A 15,222-nucleotide genomic window follows, 5' to 3' on the forward strand; every position below is an offset into this window, starting at 1 on the left:
ACGACTCCTTAGATCTTATTCAATTTCGCTTTTTTTATATCCGCATACCGGATATCCCTTTGCCCGCCGGAAATATTTAAACAGATACCCGTCGAATCCGCAGCCAGCAATTCACCCTCAAGCCAATCGGGACAGGAAACTTCCAACACCTTTATATTTTCTCCGATAAAGGCTTGAAATTCCGCTGCATTTTTTATTACTCTGTTAAGCCCCGGAGAGCTTACTTCCATTTGAATATCTTGAGAATTGAGCAGAACTTCTGCACGCGATAATAACGCCCGATGTACCTTTGAACAATCGTCTATCCCGACTCCATTTTTACTGTAGATAACGGCCTTTACCAACCACATTGTTTTTTGATGAACAACCTGTAAATCAACCAATTTGTATCCGAGACCGGTAACCAGTTGTTCATAATCGGTAAAATACGGAACGGTTTCTTTTTGCACATATTCCATTGCATCAACTCCCGTAAACAAAAAAAGAGCCGTTTGAACGACTCCTGCCTAGATTTATAAGGATAATAAAGTTCTATATAGAGAATACCATAAAGAAAAAGTTTATGCAAGCCGTAGATTGCCGCCTATCGATGTCGGCAGCAGGTTCATCGGGGGAGGCTCATGCTGCCAAGATATGCCGTACACCAAGGCAGCAAGAATACCGTTTACCCGTTATTTCAGCAATCGCTGGGCGCGGCGCTGCAGTGCACCTTGTTTTTCGTCTTGCGCAATGGCTTCCACTAAGGCACGGGCATCCGCCGGAGCGTTCGTCTTAAACATATCAAGCCCGATACTCTTGGTTAATACATCATCACTCTGTAAAAAAGCTTTGCAAATTTCTGCCGTTGCAGTATTTTCGATTTTTGCAATTTCCTTACCGAACTCATACCGTAGTTTCTTTTGCTTGTTATCCGTTACGGTCGCCAGCACCACCGTATCCAAATCAGCTGCAAGCGCCGCAGAATTGTGCTTCAACACCGAACTCAGAATAGTAACTCGCAGTTTTTCGCTCTTTTTAGAATCACGGAATGTTTCGGCAAGCCATGTATTGCCTTCTGCCGTATTCAATACCGCCAGCGTTTCTACCGCTGCAAAGCGAACCGCATCCGTCGGGTCATACTTTGCACGGTATAATACATACGGCGCTGCTTCCGCCATCTTTGTCTTTTGTGCGGTTTTTAAGGATTCGAGCCGAACCTTATAATAGCTGTCTTTAAATCCCTGCAAGATGAGCTTTCGGGTTTCATCCGTATCGAAAGAGGCGGCCCCCCGTATTGCGGCTTCCCGCAGCTGCGGTTCCGGTTGTTCAAAAAACTCCGCCAGCAGCGGCACAATATCGGGGTTCCCCATTTGGGCAAGTCCGGCAATAGCACTGGAACGAACATAAATATTTTCATTTTCATCCTGCGCCCGCTCCGATAAAAACGCACGGGTATCTTCGCTGTGCAGCTTTTCGAGCGCAGCCATAATCGTCTGTTTTAAAATAAGTTCCTGCTTTGCATCGTCAATTGTCAAGCTATCAAAATAGTCTGCTAAAAAGACAGCCTCTTCATCACTGCCGATTTCGCCTAATACGGAAACCGTTTCCGCACCATACTCCGCCGTATCTTGAGTCAGCATTTTTTGCAGAGCCTCGTTTAAGGCGGGAGTGAGTTCTGGCTTTACCGTTGCAAGGTAAGACAGCACCGCCTTTACCAGCGTCCGCTGTTGGGCTTCATAGTCTGCCAATACTGCAACCGCAGCTTCCGTCAGTTGAGTGTTTTTATATTTTTGGTATAAACCGAAAAGACCTTCTCGCACGGCAGGACTCTTTGTCTCCATAAACAGGCGGTTAAAATCGTCCTGCATCGTTTCAAAATCACGCTTCTCAACCTTATTGACTACCTCAAGTATTTCCGATTCCAATCCGTACTGCAATGCTTGCCGGGCTTTTTCAATCTCATCAAGCTCTTGTTTTTTATCTTCCGGTTTTTCCGTTCCGCTCCTTTGGGCATCCTGTTCCGCTTGCTGTTTTACTTGCGGTACGGTTTTATCGGCAGTTGTTTTTGATGGAGCTGTATCCGCAGCCGCATACGTCCGTGCCATGAGTACCGACAGTGCGGTCAATATCATAAAAATGAGTTTTTTCATTACAATACTCCTGCAACCATTATCGGAATTCCAAGATTTTATTTTTAAGAAGCGCCGATACTTTAACCCTTATGTTAACAGATTAGGGCTGTCATACCACAAGCGTTCAAGGTCGTAGAATTTCCGTGCGGTAGGACTCATTAAATGCACAACGATGGAGCCGAAATCGAGCAGTTTCCATTCGTCGCCATCCGGACTTTTTCTGATAGTCCGGTATTCTTCAATCTGCATTTCTTTCGCCGCTTCCATAATTTTGCCTTCAAGACCGCCGGCCTGTTTACCGCTCGCTATAGTCGCAATCACAAAAAAATCCGTCCAAATATGCGCCTCTCGTAAATCGAGCACTACAACTGATTCCGCTTTAAGATCACGCAAAATCGTTCCAAATGTTAAAGCTGCCTGTTCAAAATTAACTTCCATAATATTTTCTCATCCTCTCTTCTATTTTTTTTGCCGTACCGAATAGCCGTTAAAATCTTTACCGAGTATCAACGTAAAGTCAACATTCGTTTCGCTACCGGAATGATCATCACCGATTTGGGCAGATTCGATATTTTCACAACGGACAACCTGTCCGACAATCTTTGCTACCGCCTCGTTCCCGATTCTATCGATTAAAACCGTATGCTCCACTCCCGTTTGCGCCGCATTTCCAACACGGATAACGTCATACCCGAAACTTTGATAGAGCTCGGAGGCGGTTCGTGCAAGTCCGTTAATATCAGTGCCGTTTAAGACTTCCAACGCGTACACCCGCTCCAGCGTTGTACCTTCTTTTGAAGCAAGCGCGGCAAGCGTCTGTCCGATAATTTCCTTTATCTGCTGACCGTCGCGGAACGGAAAGAGTAATTCCTTTGAATCGACGATACGCACGGCGCCCGTTAAACGCTGAGGTACTAACCGCTCCGAATCGATTTTGCAAAGGTATTCCAAAAGCTGTTTTAAATTTCCGCCGGTAACATTGCTGTGCAGCAGCGGGCTGAACACCTTAAACTGTTCTTTTTCGAGCATTTCGGGATGCTCATATAAACTGCGGAGAAAGGCCAATACCGCTTTTTGCTTGCGGGTTACCGCCTCACCTTCGGCATCCGCCTCATCTTCATACAACAAATAGTCGCGAACCTTATCGCCGTCCAACAGTACCGAACCGGAGGGGAGCAAAATCTTTCCATATTGTTCGGAATCGATATCGACGGAAGAAGGAATAAAAACCGAAATACCGCCGAGCAAATCGGTTAAATACATAAAGTCGGTCAGCGAACACACAATATAAAACGGAATGTCAACACCGCTCAGTTTTTCAATTTCTTTCTTATAAACAGCCGCGTCCTTTTCCGTATAAAGCGAGCCAATACCGCCGGTACGTCCAAGTTGAGGCAAAATCAATCCGATATTCGCAGGGATATCGAACATTGCAGCACGCCGTGTTTGCGAATAGTGCGCAATAACATTCGTAGAAATAGGCACATTGTCGTGTTCGATGATAAACAGCACCTTGAGCACATTATCCTCAGAAAGAGAGGTACTGATAGGGTCAACATTGAGATTCCGTGCCACAATCACCCCAGAAGGAATGAGCATAGCTAAGATGAGTAGTAAAAAGATGATGTTTTTTCCCTCTTTCAATTCCTTACCTCCCGATGGCTTGTTTGCATCCGCCTCTCTTTTAGAAATCGATATGTTTTATAGGTACACGCCTGCACTTTTTTTCCTTTTGACTCCACAAAGCCGATAACCTCTTTCAGCACTTCAAGAAAAAGCTCATCGAGCGTCAGCCGCTCAACTTTTTCCCGTAAGTAATCGCAATTTTTCCGGCCGGGTTCGATTTTATCCGCAATATAGATGATCCGCCCCAACGCATCAAACTTGGTAGAAGCGGAGGTATGATAGCGTACCGCATTTAAAAGCGATTTTTTATGAATGCCGTAATGCTCCTGCAATAAAACCGCTGCTGCCCGCCCGTGCAGTAACTCGGAATTCGCTGCTTCATCGGGCGTAACAGGCTGCCCGTCTGTCCGTACCGTGCGGAGTAGAAAGCCGATGGGCTTTTCTTTGCACATATCGTGGGAAATACCGGCGAGATAACAAAGCCGCTGCAGCCTGTGTCCGTAACCGTACCGGCGGGCAAGTTCTTCCGCATAAGAGGCAACCCTGCATGAATGTTCATAGCGGTGATCGGAAAGATTGCGGCGTGCATACCGGTCCAGTACTGTGATGAGTTTTTCAATACGGATATCATTCATAGAGTTTATGTTCTTTAATATACGAGTATACGGCTGAAGGTACAAGATAGCGCCAGCTCTTTTTTTCTTGTATGGCTGCCCGTATTCCGCTTGAAGACACCGGCAGCAGGGCATTATCTACTCTCAAATGAGGAATCTTGCCCGCGGTGTCGGCTTGTTCCGTAGAATACCGGTCTATAATGCGGTTTCCTACTATTATATCGGCATAATCGGGTATGTGCACCGCTTCACGCCAGCCGGTAAAACCTTCCAGTAAATCATCGCCGATAATCAACCCGATTTTCCCTTCACATTGAGGAAATTTTTTCTTTAGGAATTTTAACGTATCGATGGTATACGAAACACCTTGCCGCTGTATCTCGCAGGGTTCACAGTAAAAAGCCGGATTATCGGCGATTGCGAGTTTCACCATTGCGAGTCTGTCCTCGGCGGTGCAGCCGGAGTGTCCGTCTTTAAAGGGTGATAAGAACGCGGGGATAAAGGCTACGGTGTCGTACCCGTAACGGAGCGAAACCGCATCGGCAAGCATCAAATGGCCGAGATGAATAGGATTGTAAGATCCGCCCAATACGGCGAGCCTCATTTTTTACCCTTCCGCTTGCGGCTTAAACTCACCGTTGCACCGAAACCTTCCTGCTGCACGTAAACGGGGTCTTCCAGTTCCGCATGCATAAAGTTATTGTCTGCCGCAGCTGGTACGATAGTCTTTTGCATACCGCCGGCGGCATTAGAATGGTTGCTTCCGGCAGCACTATCGAAATCGAACACACCGCCCGCAGCCATATCTGCCGATAAACCGGCCGCCGTCCAGTCATCACCGGATGCGGTGCCGTGTACGCATTCGCCGGCGACACTCTCTGCCGAAGCTTCAGCGCTCTTATCCGCATCCGCTGCAGCAAGCTCTTCTACCAGCGCAACAAACGCATCGCGAACCTCGTCCAATCCCCAGCGGTTAAACACCGAAATACCGAGTACGGGCACATCGGAAAGTTTTTCCCGCAGGGTCTTGAGCCGCTCTTTTGTTCCCTCAAGGTCAAGCTTGGTTGCGATAATAACTCGTTTTTTTGCAGCCAATTCATCCGAATAGGCTGCAAGCTCTCCGCAGAGAGTATCATACGCGGTTAAATAATTCTCATCGGAAAGGTCAATCAAAAAGGCCAGCCCCGCCGTCCGCGAAATATGCTTTAAGAACCGGATACCGAGGCCGACTCCCTCCGAAGCGCCCTCCAATATCCCCGGTATATCCGCGATGATAATATCCTGTTCCTCATCAATACGGAGTACGCCGAGGTTCGGTATTTTGGTGGTAAACGGATAGGGCGCAATCTTAGGGCGGGCATTGGTAAAGTAATCCAATAGTGATGACTTACCGGCATTGGGAAAGCCGACAAGTCCGATATCGGCGATGATATTCAGCTCAATTTTAAGCCGGCGGGTCTTGCCCTCCTGTCCCGGCAAAGCGGTGCGCGGCGCTTGATTGGTGGAGGTTTTAAAATGACAATTTCCCCACCCGCCGTTACCGCCGGTCAAGAAAGGAATAAGACCCTCCGTCCGGTCGCCGAAATCGTAGACAAGCTCACCGGTATCGGCATCTTTAATAATGCAGCCCGGCGGAAGCGGAATAACACAGTCGGCGCCTTTCGCACCGAATCGTTTTGAGCCTTGCCCATCCAAACCGTTTTTAGCCCGGAATACCCGCTTATGGCGTAAATGCACAAGCGTGCGCATATTCCGTTTAATCTCAAACAGCACATCGCCGCCGCGCCCGCCGTCGCCGCCTGCAGGTCCGCCCTTAGGCACATACTTTTCCCGCCGGAAAGCAATACAGCCGTTCCCGCCTTTTCCCGATGAAACTTCGATTAAAGCCTCATCCGCAAATTGAATCATCGCCTTGTTTCCTTCTCGAAAAAAAAGCCGGCATTAGAGCCGGCTTACAACAGGGTAACTCTAAAAACTCGGTTAGATTTTTAGAGTTACCCGACGAGTTTTAATTTCAGTCTTGATATTATAATGACTGAAATTAAAACATCGCAACTTAAATCTAAGGAAAACCTCTAAAAACTGAAGTTTTTAGAGGTTTTCTATATCATTGCGGAATTAACCGCTCGTCCATCCCTACGCTTGCGTTACAGATGCTAAATGTCTGCCATTGCGGTGATGATACACAACCGTACCGTCTACAGTTGCAAATAAGGTATCATCCTTGCCGCGGCCGACATTATCGCCCGGATGGATGGGAGTTCCGCGCTGACGGACTAAAATGGAACCGGCTTTTACCGTCTGTCCGCCGTATACCTTAACGCCCAAATATTTAGGGTTTGAATCTCGTCCGTTTTTTGCACCGCTTCCGCCTCGTTTCCGTGCCATAGTAGCCTCCTCGTATCAGATAAGCATCTATGTGCTTACCGCTGTATCTTTTTGCATTGAACTGCTTGCGGATATTCTTCCTGTAAAGAAGCTATCCCAAGCCATAAAAACTCCGCTGCATACCGTAATTTTTCGCTTTGCGTTTCGTCATAGTTAAGTACCCGAAAAGAAAGCGAACCGCGCCGTTCCGCACTGACATCAGCTTGCACGGAACCGAGCGCCTGTACAGTCGTCCTTAAAAGGATCGTTACGGCTGCACACACAATATCATGTCCTTTCACGCCGTTATTCGCATGACCGGAAGCTTCAACGGAAAGGAGATGCTCCTTTTTATCAAGCTCCAAAAGGACTTGTATCATTCCGCGCTTACACCCCGGTAATCGAATTAACCGTTAAATAGGTGTAGTGCTGGCGATGCCCGATTGTGCGGTGATAGTCTTTCTTGCTCTTGTACTTGTATACGATCACCTTCTTATCACGCATACTCTCTTCAACCGTTGCCGAAATTTTTGCGCCCGCAACGTAGGGAGCTCCAACAGACACTTTACCGTCATTGTTAACCAGTAAAACGGTATCGATATCGATAGCCGTTCCCTGCGGTTCGTTGATCTTATCTACCAGAATCTTGGAACCTTGTTCAGCCTTATACTGTTTGCCTTTATATTCAAAAAGTGCGTACATAAAAACCTCTGTTTACATTTCTGCGGAAGTATCTATCATTAAACATGATACATAACTCCGCGTATTTTATAGATTTTTGTATGATGATATATGAACGGGTGCATACCATCAAAACTAAACGGTTGATTTCAAAATATAGCATAAACGGCCTATAGAGGTCAAGATGTGGATTCAGAGCTAACGCATTTCGAGTTTTTGCCTTGCCTGAACGTAGGAAAATCGGTATCATATTCAGCATGAAAATTGCAGACGATTGTTTGGTTACCCTTGAGTATACCTTAAAAGATGATAACCAAGAGATTTTGGATTCATCGGAACAGATGGGACCGCTGGACTATGTTCACGGTTATCGCCAGCTTATTCCCGGCTTGGAAAAAGCCCTTGCAGGACGCGAGGAGGGCGAAAGTTTTTCGCTTACGGTAGCGCCGCAGCAGGCTTACGGTGAAATCGACCCGCGTGCGGTCTTTGAGGTAAGCCGTGCCCAATTTCCGCCCGACACCCAGCTGGAAGTCGGTATGGAATTTGAAACGAGCGGCCATCATGTGGTTATAACCGCCATTGACGGCGATATTATCACACTGGATGCAAACCATCCGCTTGCCGGAAAGACACTACACTTCGATATAAAGATTGCCGGTGTGCGGGATGCTACACCCGAAGAGCTTGAAGAAGTTCAGCAATCCTTCGCAGGCGGTTGCGGAAGCAGCTGCGGTACAGGTGAAGGCGGCTGCGGCGGGTGCTCAGGCTGTCATTAAACCGGCTATACTATGAACAAAAAACAGGATGCGCTGGTGCCGGTTTTCGGCGCCTTGTGTTTCTTCCTTTCGGCTATTGAATTTGTTATTCCCAAGCCGCTGCCGTTTTTGCGGATAGGTCTTGCGAATGTTCCGTTGATGCTCGCACTTGATGTGTTATCGTTTCCGGCGTTTTTATTGCTGACGATGATAAAAATTCTCGGGCAGGCGTTTATCAGCGGAACGCTCTTTTCTTATCTCGTCCTGTTTTCGGCAGCAGGGACAATCGGTGCCGCGCTTATGATGTATGCCTTGCATAAAATTCCCCGTAAAGCGCTCTCGCTTGCGGGGATCAGCATGGCAGGTGCCTTTGTATCAAACTGCATACAGCTTTTTATCGGGCGATTCTTTATTTTCGGAGAAGGTATCCGCTATATGGTGCCGCCCTTTCTCTTTATCGGTGCGGTAACGTCTTTAATCCTCGGTATTTTTTGCGAAAGCTTTGAAGCGGAATCCGAATGGTATGCCCATATACGGGACACAGATTCCCCGTTATACGTTCGGCTACCGGACAATACGAATCCTGCCGCTCATCCGCGGCTCCGATTGATAACAGGCTTCACCTTGTTGATTGCACTCCTTTTTATACCGGGCTTACCGGCAAAGGCTGTCATTTTTACTGCGGGCTTTTTGCTCTGTATTGCAGAAAAACAAAAAATATATTGGGTGCCGCTTTGTATTTCGACGGTAGGAATAGTAGCGTGTCATATCTTTATTCCGGTAGGAAGAGAACTGTTTTCGATAGGAAGTTTCTCGCTCACAAGCGGAGCCTTGATGAACGGTTTGGAAAAAGCAGTTGTTCTGCAAGCAATGATTTTTATTTCACGATGGACGCTGCAAGTACGAATCAGGATCCCGGGATTGATCGGCAAGGTGCTTGATGAATCTCTCTACATATTTAAGCAATTGCTTGAGTTTAAAGACAAGATACGTCCGCGGCATCTTATCACAAGCATCGACGAGCTGCTGCTCGGGCTTCCCTTCATAATCAACAACCCCGACGCAAAACGGCAGAGGGATGTTCTCATAAGGTGAGAGCAATCGTGCACGATAAGTGCATATAATCCGCAAGTTTGCGTAAGTAAGTTCAGCCGTTTTCAGCCGCTCAGTTTTTCAGCGGCTGAAAACAAACATTAGACTTTTACAGTCCTAATTCACTCAACTTAGCGGTAAAAATTCCTGCACGGCCGATTTCATAGAATATCGATTCTTCCCACGCGGCAGTAATGGCCGTATCCGAGATAGAAAACGCAGTATAGCTAAAGTTTTCCGGTAAAGACGGCAGCTGCACTTTTCGGATACCGCGCCTGCTCGCATTAAGCATCAACGTTCCGTCAGGTAAAAGAAGAGCAGCACTTCGGCTAGCGTCACTTAGGGAATACTGAACTGCATAAACGGTTACCGGAACCCTCTCTTCCATAGTATCAGTTGTTTGATTCCGTGCAGGTTTAAAGAAAACGCTACCATCCGCCGAATCTTCGGTGAATACTTTCAAGTACAAATCTCTATTACTTTCGATTGTGTCCGCTAATTCTTTGAGCATATCCGGCATCCGGTTATAAAGCGGGGGCTCACAGGCTGCTCTAAATTCTTCTGCAGACAGTTGTTCGATATGTTTATAGGCATCCTTCTGCATAAAGGAAGCAAAGTTACTGCATTTTACATACGAGAAGGAAATATCCGTTCCGTTATCAGCCTTAAAACTCGCATACCATTGACCGCCAACCTGTTCAAGCGATTTACACTGTGCTCCTTTCGGTAAATGCAGATACGTTACATCAGCCACGGGTGTATACGATGAGAATCCGGAATCGGCACGCAATAAAAAGAGCGTATTTTCAGATGTATCGCGCGATAAAAAGATAGAATTTTGGTAAATGCGGATAAAAAACTGCCCGTCAACCGTATACAGATCTCCGGCGGTAGCCTGTGAAAAAAGCTCATGTCCAACCGGAAGCTTCGCGCTGGATTGTAAAGAACGAATCGGATACAGTCCGCATTTATTGATTAAAAAAACGGCATTCCCGTTATTTAAACCGAAATCGGCAACTTGAACCGCCTCCGTCCACGGTTTAAACACTGCGGCAGGTATTTCGGAAACAGCATCGGTATTTTTTAATTCCACGGAACCGTTATCGGCAACGGAGAAATATTTCCAATGATTGGCGGACGGAACTTCAACCGGCGCTGCCGATGCACTTTTTTGTGCCGGCGACGTTTCGGTTTCTGTCTTTTGTTTTGTACAAGCGAAAAAAACAAGCGCTGCCGCAAGCGGCAGCGCTAAAATCAACTTACGCAAGAGCGATTGCCTCAATTTCGACCAGTCCGTCTTTCGGCAGACGGGCAACTTCTACAGCTGAGCGCCCCGGATAATTTCCGGTACCGAATACCTCGCTGTACACTTTGTTCATTTCCGCAAAGTTGTTCATATCGCTTAAAAACACGGTTGTTTTAAGCACCTTGTCCAAACTGCTGCCGCCTGCTTCGAGTACCGCTTTCAGGTTCATCAGCGATTGGCGGGTTTGTTCGGCAATACCGCCCGGAACAAAAGCACCCGTAGCGGGATCGATCGGCAGCTGGCCGGAGGTAAAGATAAAGCCGTTTGCGGCTGTCCCTTGCGAATACGGCCCGATTGCGGCCGGCGCCTTGTCTGTTGCAATAATCTGTTTCATAAATAAATCCTTTATCTAATTGATATTAAAACCCGTACCGTGCGAAGGTTGCGGCGCCTGCATAGCGGGCTTGGCAGCCGAGTTCTTCTTCGATGCGGATCAGCTGGTTGTACTTTGCAATACGGTCGCTGCGGCTCATCGAACCGGTCTTGATCTGTCCTGCTTCCAGCGCAACAGCGAGATCGGCGATAAACGCATCCTCGGTTTCGCCTGAGCGGTGAGAAATAACGGCGGTATAGCCTGCGTTCTGCGCCATACGTACCGCATCGATGGTTTCGGTAACCGTGCCGATTTGATTGAGCTTAATCAAAATGGAGTTACAGGCCTTTTCCTTAATACCGCGCTGCAGCCGTTCGGTGTTGGTAACAAAGAAGTCGTCGCCGACAATCTGAATTTTGCTGCCGAGTTCTTTGGTCAGGCGGGCATAGCCTTCCCAATCATTTTGATCGAGCGGATCTTCGATAGAAACGATCGGATAGGTGTTAATCCACTTTTTGTAGATTTCGATCATCTCATCCGCAGTGAACAGCTTATCCGGATTAGACTTCCAGAATTTATAGCCCTTGCGTCCGCCCTCGTCGAACAATTCGGAAGAAGCGCAGTCCAGCGCGATGGCAATATCGGTGCGCGGCTTATAGCCTGCCTTATCGATCGCCTTCATAATATACTCCAGCGCCGCTTCGTTATCGATATCCGGAGCGAAACCGCCTTCATCACCGACAGAGGTAGCTTTGCCGTCTGCTTTCAAAAGGCTCTTCAAAGCATGGAACACTTCCGCCGTCATGCGCACCGCTTCGTGAATGGATTCGGCGCCGATCGGCATCACCATGTATTCCTGAAAGTCGATTTTGTTGTCGGAATGCTTGCCGCCGTTGATGATATTTGCCATCGGCACGGGCATTTGCAGTGTATGTGCGCCGCCCAAGTAACGGTACAGCGGTAAACCGACATAGTCGGCAGCAGCGCGTGCAACCGCCATCGAAACGCCGAGCATCGCATTGGCGCCGAGTTTTGACTTATTCGGTGTTCCATCCAGGTTGAGCATAGTCTGATCGATTTCAGCCTGTTCCAAGGCATCCATTCCCTCAAGCTCTTCCGCAATAATGGTATTCACATTATCAACAGCCTTTAACACACCCTTGCCGCCGTAGCGTTTTGCATCACCGTCGCGCATTTCCAACGCTTCAAACTCGCCGGTAGATGCTCCCGACGGAACGCAGGCACGTCCGAAACTGCCGTCGCTCAATGCAACATCAACTTCAACAGTAGGATTTCCGCGAGAATCGAGAATCTCACGTCCTTCAATATACACAATATCGCTCATATACGACCTCCCATCTTTCAGAGGGAACTTCTAAAAAGCTAACCGAGTTTTTAGAGATGCCCTAGAGATAATCCGCTACATATTACACTTATTTTATGATATAATCAAATGGTATGACATTTATTTTATCCCCCGAAATGCTCAACGATATTATCTTTTCTATGGAAAATCAAACGGAAATTCTTTTATTCGATGCACTTGAAGGTGTCTGTGTTGCTGCAGATACCATTGGCGATAATTATGAAACGGTTATCGACGAACAGCGCTATTACAATCTTCCTAAATGGACTTCCGCGCATGGTTTCCATGTGATGGAGCAGTTTACTGCACTGGTGCATAATCCGCTACTGCGGGAGGCATTGCTCAATGCGCTCGGACAGCGGAAAGGCGTCTTTCGCCGGTATAAAGAAGCGCTGAAAACCGCACCTGCTGTTGAACGCGAATGGTACCGCTTCAAGGATCAGCAGATGAATGCTGCCGTGTACGAATGGTATAATGATCTGCGAAAACTCTGGGGACTGGAAAAAATCAGTTTTGAAGATGAAACGGACAGTCAGCTTTTACAGGAAGATTTTACGTTTCAGATTGAAAAATACGATGCGTTGAATACCGAACTTTTGCGAAATTTTATCCGTAAAACGGAAACAACATCCGACGACAGTGATAAGATAATATCCTTTGACGACTTTGACGAAAAGGCAGCATTTGAAGCGGGTAGCCTACTTGGATACACAGCATTTTTTGATGCGAATGTTTGCGCCGCAGCCGGACAGAAGTACGGTACAACTCAGCATAATGCTGTGTATATCACTGCATACAATGAAAACGGGTTGTGCGGGGTTTGCTCCGTCATTGCCTTCCCGTTTAATGAAAGTTTTTGTATTCCGTTCTTGCGGGTATTGCCTGAGTATCGGGGGCTTGGACTCGGTAAAGAGCTTCTACAGCGAGCCTGTACGTATGCCAAACCTTTGGCTGATGTACTGATATTTGCCGACTTTTGCGCACCGGCTCATGTGATTGCGCTACTTGAACGGGAAGGGTTTGAGCAGAAAGGACTCTTGTATGTAAAAGATTTATCCAGTGATGAGTAACGGGATTTGTAAAAAATATGAATGGGTAAAAAACGTGCGCCCGACACGGCTCGAACGTGCGACCTACGGATTCGAAGTCCGTTGCTCTATCCAACTGAGCTACAGGCGCATTTTTCGCTCATGCCCAAAACAGACTAATTTATGTGCATCACTAAAAACTCAGTTAGCTTTTAGTGATGCACAACGAGCATAAACGTAAAAGGGTGGGTGATGGGGTTCGAACCCACGACAACCAGATCCACAATCTGGCGCTCTACCACTGAACTACACCCACCGTGAATACAGGCGATAATGCCAAATAACCCCAAAAAAGTCAAGTAGCTGATAGATGCGGGACAGAGATTTCCGGTACGTTCACTTTGTAAACACATTGACCGCACGGCATAAATTTTGTACTATAATGCGCGATGAAGGTACTGTATTTAGGTGAAGAAACGCTCCGGCAGCCCTCAAAGCCGGTAGAGCATATTGATGAAGCCTTGCATGAACTGATACGGGAAATGTTTATAACGATGGATGAGGATAAAGGTATCGGTTTGGCGGCGCCTCAGATAGGAAAAAATGTAAGACTTTTTATCGTAAAAATCGATGACGGCGTGGAACGAGTATTCATTAATCCGCTCATTGTCGGCACTTCGGAAAAACAATGCAGCTATGAAGAAGGCTGTTTAAGCATCCCTAAAATGTATGCGGACGTTGTTCGCCCCGAAGCCGTTACCGTGCAATATCAGGATATGAACGGACGGCGCAGGACGATAGAAGCAACCGGTTTACTCGCGCGGGTCATCCAGCATGAGTATGATCACCTTGAAGGAGTCCTTTTCATTGACCGGCTATCCGAAAAAGAACGAGATAACCTCATTGCAAAGTTTACTCAACAACAAGAGCGCAAAAAACAGCGCGAAGCAAAAAAGCGGGCGCGTGCATAATGAACGTTTTTTTTGCCGGAACTCCCGATTGTGCAATCCCGGCCTTGCGAGCAATAGCAAAGACCTATCCTCTTGCCGGCGTGTTAACGGCTCCGCCCGCCCGTGTCGGACGCGGCAAAAAATATGCAGACTCTGCGGTAGCGCAGGCGGTTGCCGAACTAAAAGAACGCGGCGTCATCGCTCAAGAGGTACCGGTCTTTACACCGGAAAAATTAAATGCGGATTTTCGCGAAGCAGTAGCGGCGCTCCGACCTGATATAATGGTATGTTTTGCGTATGGAAAGATTTTCGGCCCGAAGACGCTGGCATTATTTCCACACGGAGCGCTCAATATTCATCCGTCCCTGCTGCCCCGATGGAGGGGACCGAGTCCGGTACCGGCAGCAATCCTTGCAGGAGATAGCACAACAGGTGTAACCGTTCAGTATATGGCGCAGGAAATGGATGCGGGAGACATCGTTATTCAAAAAGAGCTGCCGGTTGAACCGTCCGATACGACCGAAACGCTCTTAACCCGCTGTGCAGAACTCGGCGCTTCGCTCATCGTGCAAGCGCTTAAAACGGTAGAAACGGGTTCTGTCACCGCAACACAGCAAAATCATGCAGCAGCAACCTATTGTACGCTGTTGGAAAAAGATAGCGGATTACTGTGCTGGCAAGATGATGCCGGCGCAATAGATCGAAAAATACGCGCCTACACCCCGTGGCCGGGAGCCTTTACCTATTGGATGGGTTCAAAACTTTCTATTATACAGGCTCATCCGTATACGGGGAACGCAGCGGCGGAATCTCCCGAAACACCCGGACTGGTACTCGGCATTGATAAACGGGAAGGCGTATTGGTACAAACAGGCAAGAGTATTTTGGCAGTTCAGATACTCCAGAAGGAAACAAAAAAAGCAATGCAATGGAAGGATTTTTTAAACGGGGCAGCCGGCTTTATCGGAACGACGCTCCGATCTCTTCCGGAAACATAAATCTAAGGATTAAGT

Annotated in this window: 18 protein-coding genes and 2 tRNA genes; 5 read left to right on the top strand and 15 right to left on the bottom strand. The window is 47.5% G+C overall.

The window, feature by feature from the left end:
* Positions 1-8: 8 nt before the first annotated feature.
* The 10 genes from rimP to rplU all read right to left on the bottom strand — a co-directional run bounded on the left by rimP (position 9) and on the right by rplU (position 7,420).
* The gene (gene rimP, locus E4N65_RS08345) at positions 9-458 is read right to left on the bottom strand and encodes a ribosome maturation factor RimP (protein WP_253672752.1); all 450 of its coding nucleotides are present in this window, start codon (positions 456-458) and stop codon (positions 9-11) included.
* A 213-nt stretch (positions 459-671) separates the two neighbouring features.
* Positions 672-2,129, bottom strand: coding sequence for a HEAT repeat domain-containing protein (locus tag E4N65_RS08350; protein ID WP_253672754.1), 1,458 nt, complete (start codon positions 2,127-2,129; stop codon positions 672-674).
* A 69-nt stretch (positions 2,130-2,198) separates the two neighbouring features.
* Positions 2,199-2,549 carry a ribosome silencing factor gene (rsfS, locus tag E4N65_RS08355; protein ID WP_044015550.1) on the bottom strand — a complete coding sequence of 117 codons (351 nt, stop codon included), beginning with the start codon at positions 2,547-2,549 and terminating at the stop codon, positions 2,199-2,201.
* Between the two features lie 21 nt (positions 2,550-2,570).
* The gene (locus E4N65_RS08360; RefSeq protein ID WP_253672756.1) at positions 2,571-3,755 is read right to left on the bottom strand and encodes an LCP family protein; all 1,185 of its coding nucleotides are present in this window, start codon (positions 3,753-3,755) and stop codon (positions 2,571-2,573) included.
* Positions 3,752-4,372 carry a bis(5'-nucleosyl)-tetraphosphatase (symmetrical) YqeK gene (gene yqeK, locus E4N65_RS08365; protein WP_253672758.1) on the bottom strand — a complete coding sequence of 207 codons (621 nt, stop codon included), beginning with the start codon at positions 4,370-4,372 and terminating at the stop codon, positions 3,752-3,754. Before yqeK ends, E4N65_RS08360 begins: the two co-directional genes overlap by 4 nt.
* Entirely contained in the window at positions 4,365-4,955 is a 591-nt protein-coding gene (gene nadD / locus E4N65_RS08370) for a nicotinate (nicotinamide) nucleotide adenylyltransferase (RefSeq protein ID WP_253672760.1), read from the bottom strand. The genes yqeK and nadD overlap by 8 nt, the downstream gene beginning before the upstream one ends.
* Positions 4,952-6,259 (bottom strand): GTPase ObgE, encoded by a 1,308-nt coding sequence (gene obgE, locus E4N65_RS08375; protein WP_253672762.1) that lies wholly within the window; start codon positions 6,257-6,259, stop codon positions 4,952-4,954. The genes nadD and obgE overlap by 4 nt, the downstream gene beginning before the upstream one ends.
* Before the next feature lie 228 nt (positions 6,260-6,487).
* Positions 6,488-6,739, bottom strand: a complete 252-nt coding sequence (gene rpmA, locus E4N65_RS08380; protein ID WP_006187878.1) for a 50S ribosomal protein L27 — start codon at positions 6,737-6,739, stop codon at positions 6,488-6,490.
* A 35-nt stretch (positions 6,740-6,774) separates the two neighbouring features.
* Positions 6,775-7,098, bottom strand: coding sequence for a ribosomal-processing cysteine protease Prp (locus E4N65_RS08385; RefSeq protein WP_044015541.1), 324 nt, complete (start codon positions 7,096-7,098; stop codon positions 6,775-6,777).
* A 7-nt stretch (positions 7,099-7,105) separates the two neighbouring features.
* Positions 7,106-7,420, bottom strand: a complete 315-nt coding sequence (rplU, locus tag E4N65_RS08390; protein ID WP_016522145.1) for a 50S ribosomal protein L21 — start codon at positions 7,418-7,420, stop codon at positions 7,106-7,108.
* A 236-nt stretch (positions 7,421-7,656) separates the two neighbouring features.
* On the opposite strand from rplU, the gene E4N65_RS08395 reads away from it, so the two are divergent.
* Together E4N65_RS08395 and E4N65_RS08400 are read left to right on the top strand one after the other, a co-directional pair.
* Positions 7,657-8,175: an FKBP-type peptidyl-prolyl cis-trans isomerase gene (locus E4N65_RS08395; RefSeq protein ID WP_044015539.1), complete on the top strand. Its 519-nt coding sequence runs from the start codon at positions 7,657-7,659 to the stop codon at positions 8,173-8,175.
* Between the two features lie 12 nt (positions 8,176-8,187).
* Positions 8,188-9,249: a Gx transporter family protein gene (locus tag E4N65_RS08400; RefSeq protein ID WP_044015538.1), complete on the top strand. Its 1,062-nt coding sequence runs from the start codon at positions 8,188-8,190 to the stop codon at positions 9,247-9,249.
* Positions 9,250-9,355: 106 nt separating this feature from the next.
* Here the strand turns inward: E4N65_RS08400 and E4N65_RS08405 are convergent, their stop codons facing one another.
* The 3 genes from E4N65_RS08405 to eno are packed head-to-tail and all read right to left on the bottom strand — an operon-like array spanning position 9,356 to position 12,210.
* Positions 9,356-10,513 (bottom strand): DUF8086 family protein, encoded by a 1,158-nt coding sequence (locus E4N65_RS08405; RefSeq protein WP_235619672.1) that lies wholly within the window; start codon positions 10,511-10,513, stop codon positions 9,356-9,358.
* On the bottom strand, positions 10,506-10,886 hold the full coding sequence (locus E4N65_RS08410) for a RidA family protein (protein ID WP_044015536.1): 381 nt from the start codon (positions 10,884-10,886) through the stop codon (positions 10,506-10,508). Before E4N65_RS08410 ends, E4N65_RS08405 begins: the two co-directional genes overlap by 8 nt.
* Before the next feature lie 25 nt (positions 10,887-10,911).
* A complete protein-coding gene (eno, locus tag E4N65_RS08415; protein ID WP_044015534.1) occupies positions 10,912-12,210 on the bottom strand; it encodes a phosphopyruvate hydratase in 1,299 nt (432 codons plus the stop codon).
* Between the two features lie 113 nt (positions 12,211-12,323).
* Between eno and E4N65_RS08420 the strand changes: the two genes are divergently transcribed.
* On the top strand, positions 12,324-13,301 hold the full coding sequence (locus E4N65_RS08420; RefSeq protein WP_044015532.1) for a GNAT family N-acetyltransferase: 978 nt from the start codon (positions 12,324-12,326) through the stop codon (positions 13,299-13,301).
* Between the two features lie 35 nt (positions 13,302-13,336).
* On the opposite strand, the gene E4N65_RS08425 is transcribed toward E4N65_RS08420, so the two are convergent.
* Both E4N65_RS08425 and E4N65_RS08430 read right to left on the bottom strand, forming a co-directional pair.
* A tRNA-Arg gene (locus tag E4N65_RS08425) sits at positions 13,337-13,410 on the bottom strand.
* 93 nt (positions 13,411-13,503) lie between these two features.
* A tRNA-His gene (locus E4N65_RS08430) sits at positions 13,504-13,575 on the bottom strand.
* Positions 13,576-13,708: 133 nt separating this feature from the next.
* On the opposite strand from E4N65_RS08430, the gene def reads away from it, so the two are divergent.
* Positions 13,709-14,230: a peptide deformylase gene (gene def / locus E4N65_RS08435; protein WP_044015530.1), complete on the top strand. Its 522-nt coding sequence runs from the start codon at positions 13,709-13,711 to the stop codon at positions 14,228-14,230.
* Positions 14,230-15,207 carry a methionyl-tRNA formyltransferase gene (gene fmt / locus E4N65_RS08440; protein WP_044015528.1) on the top strand — a complete coding sequence of 326 codons (978 nt, stop codon included), beginning with the start codon at positions 14,230-14,232 and terminating at the stop codon, positions 15,205-15,207. Before def ends, fmt begins: the two co-directional genes overlap by 1 nt.
* Positions 15,208-15,222: the final 15 nt, after the last annotated feature.

Origin of the sequence: Treponema sp. OMZ 855 (assembly GCF_024181145.1) — a bacterium.
In the GTDB taxonomy this organism is placed as follows: Bacteria; Spirochaetota; Spirochaetia; order Treponematales; family Treponemataceae; genus Treponema.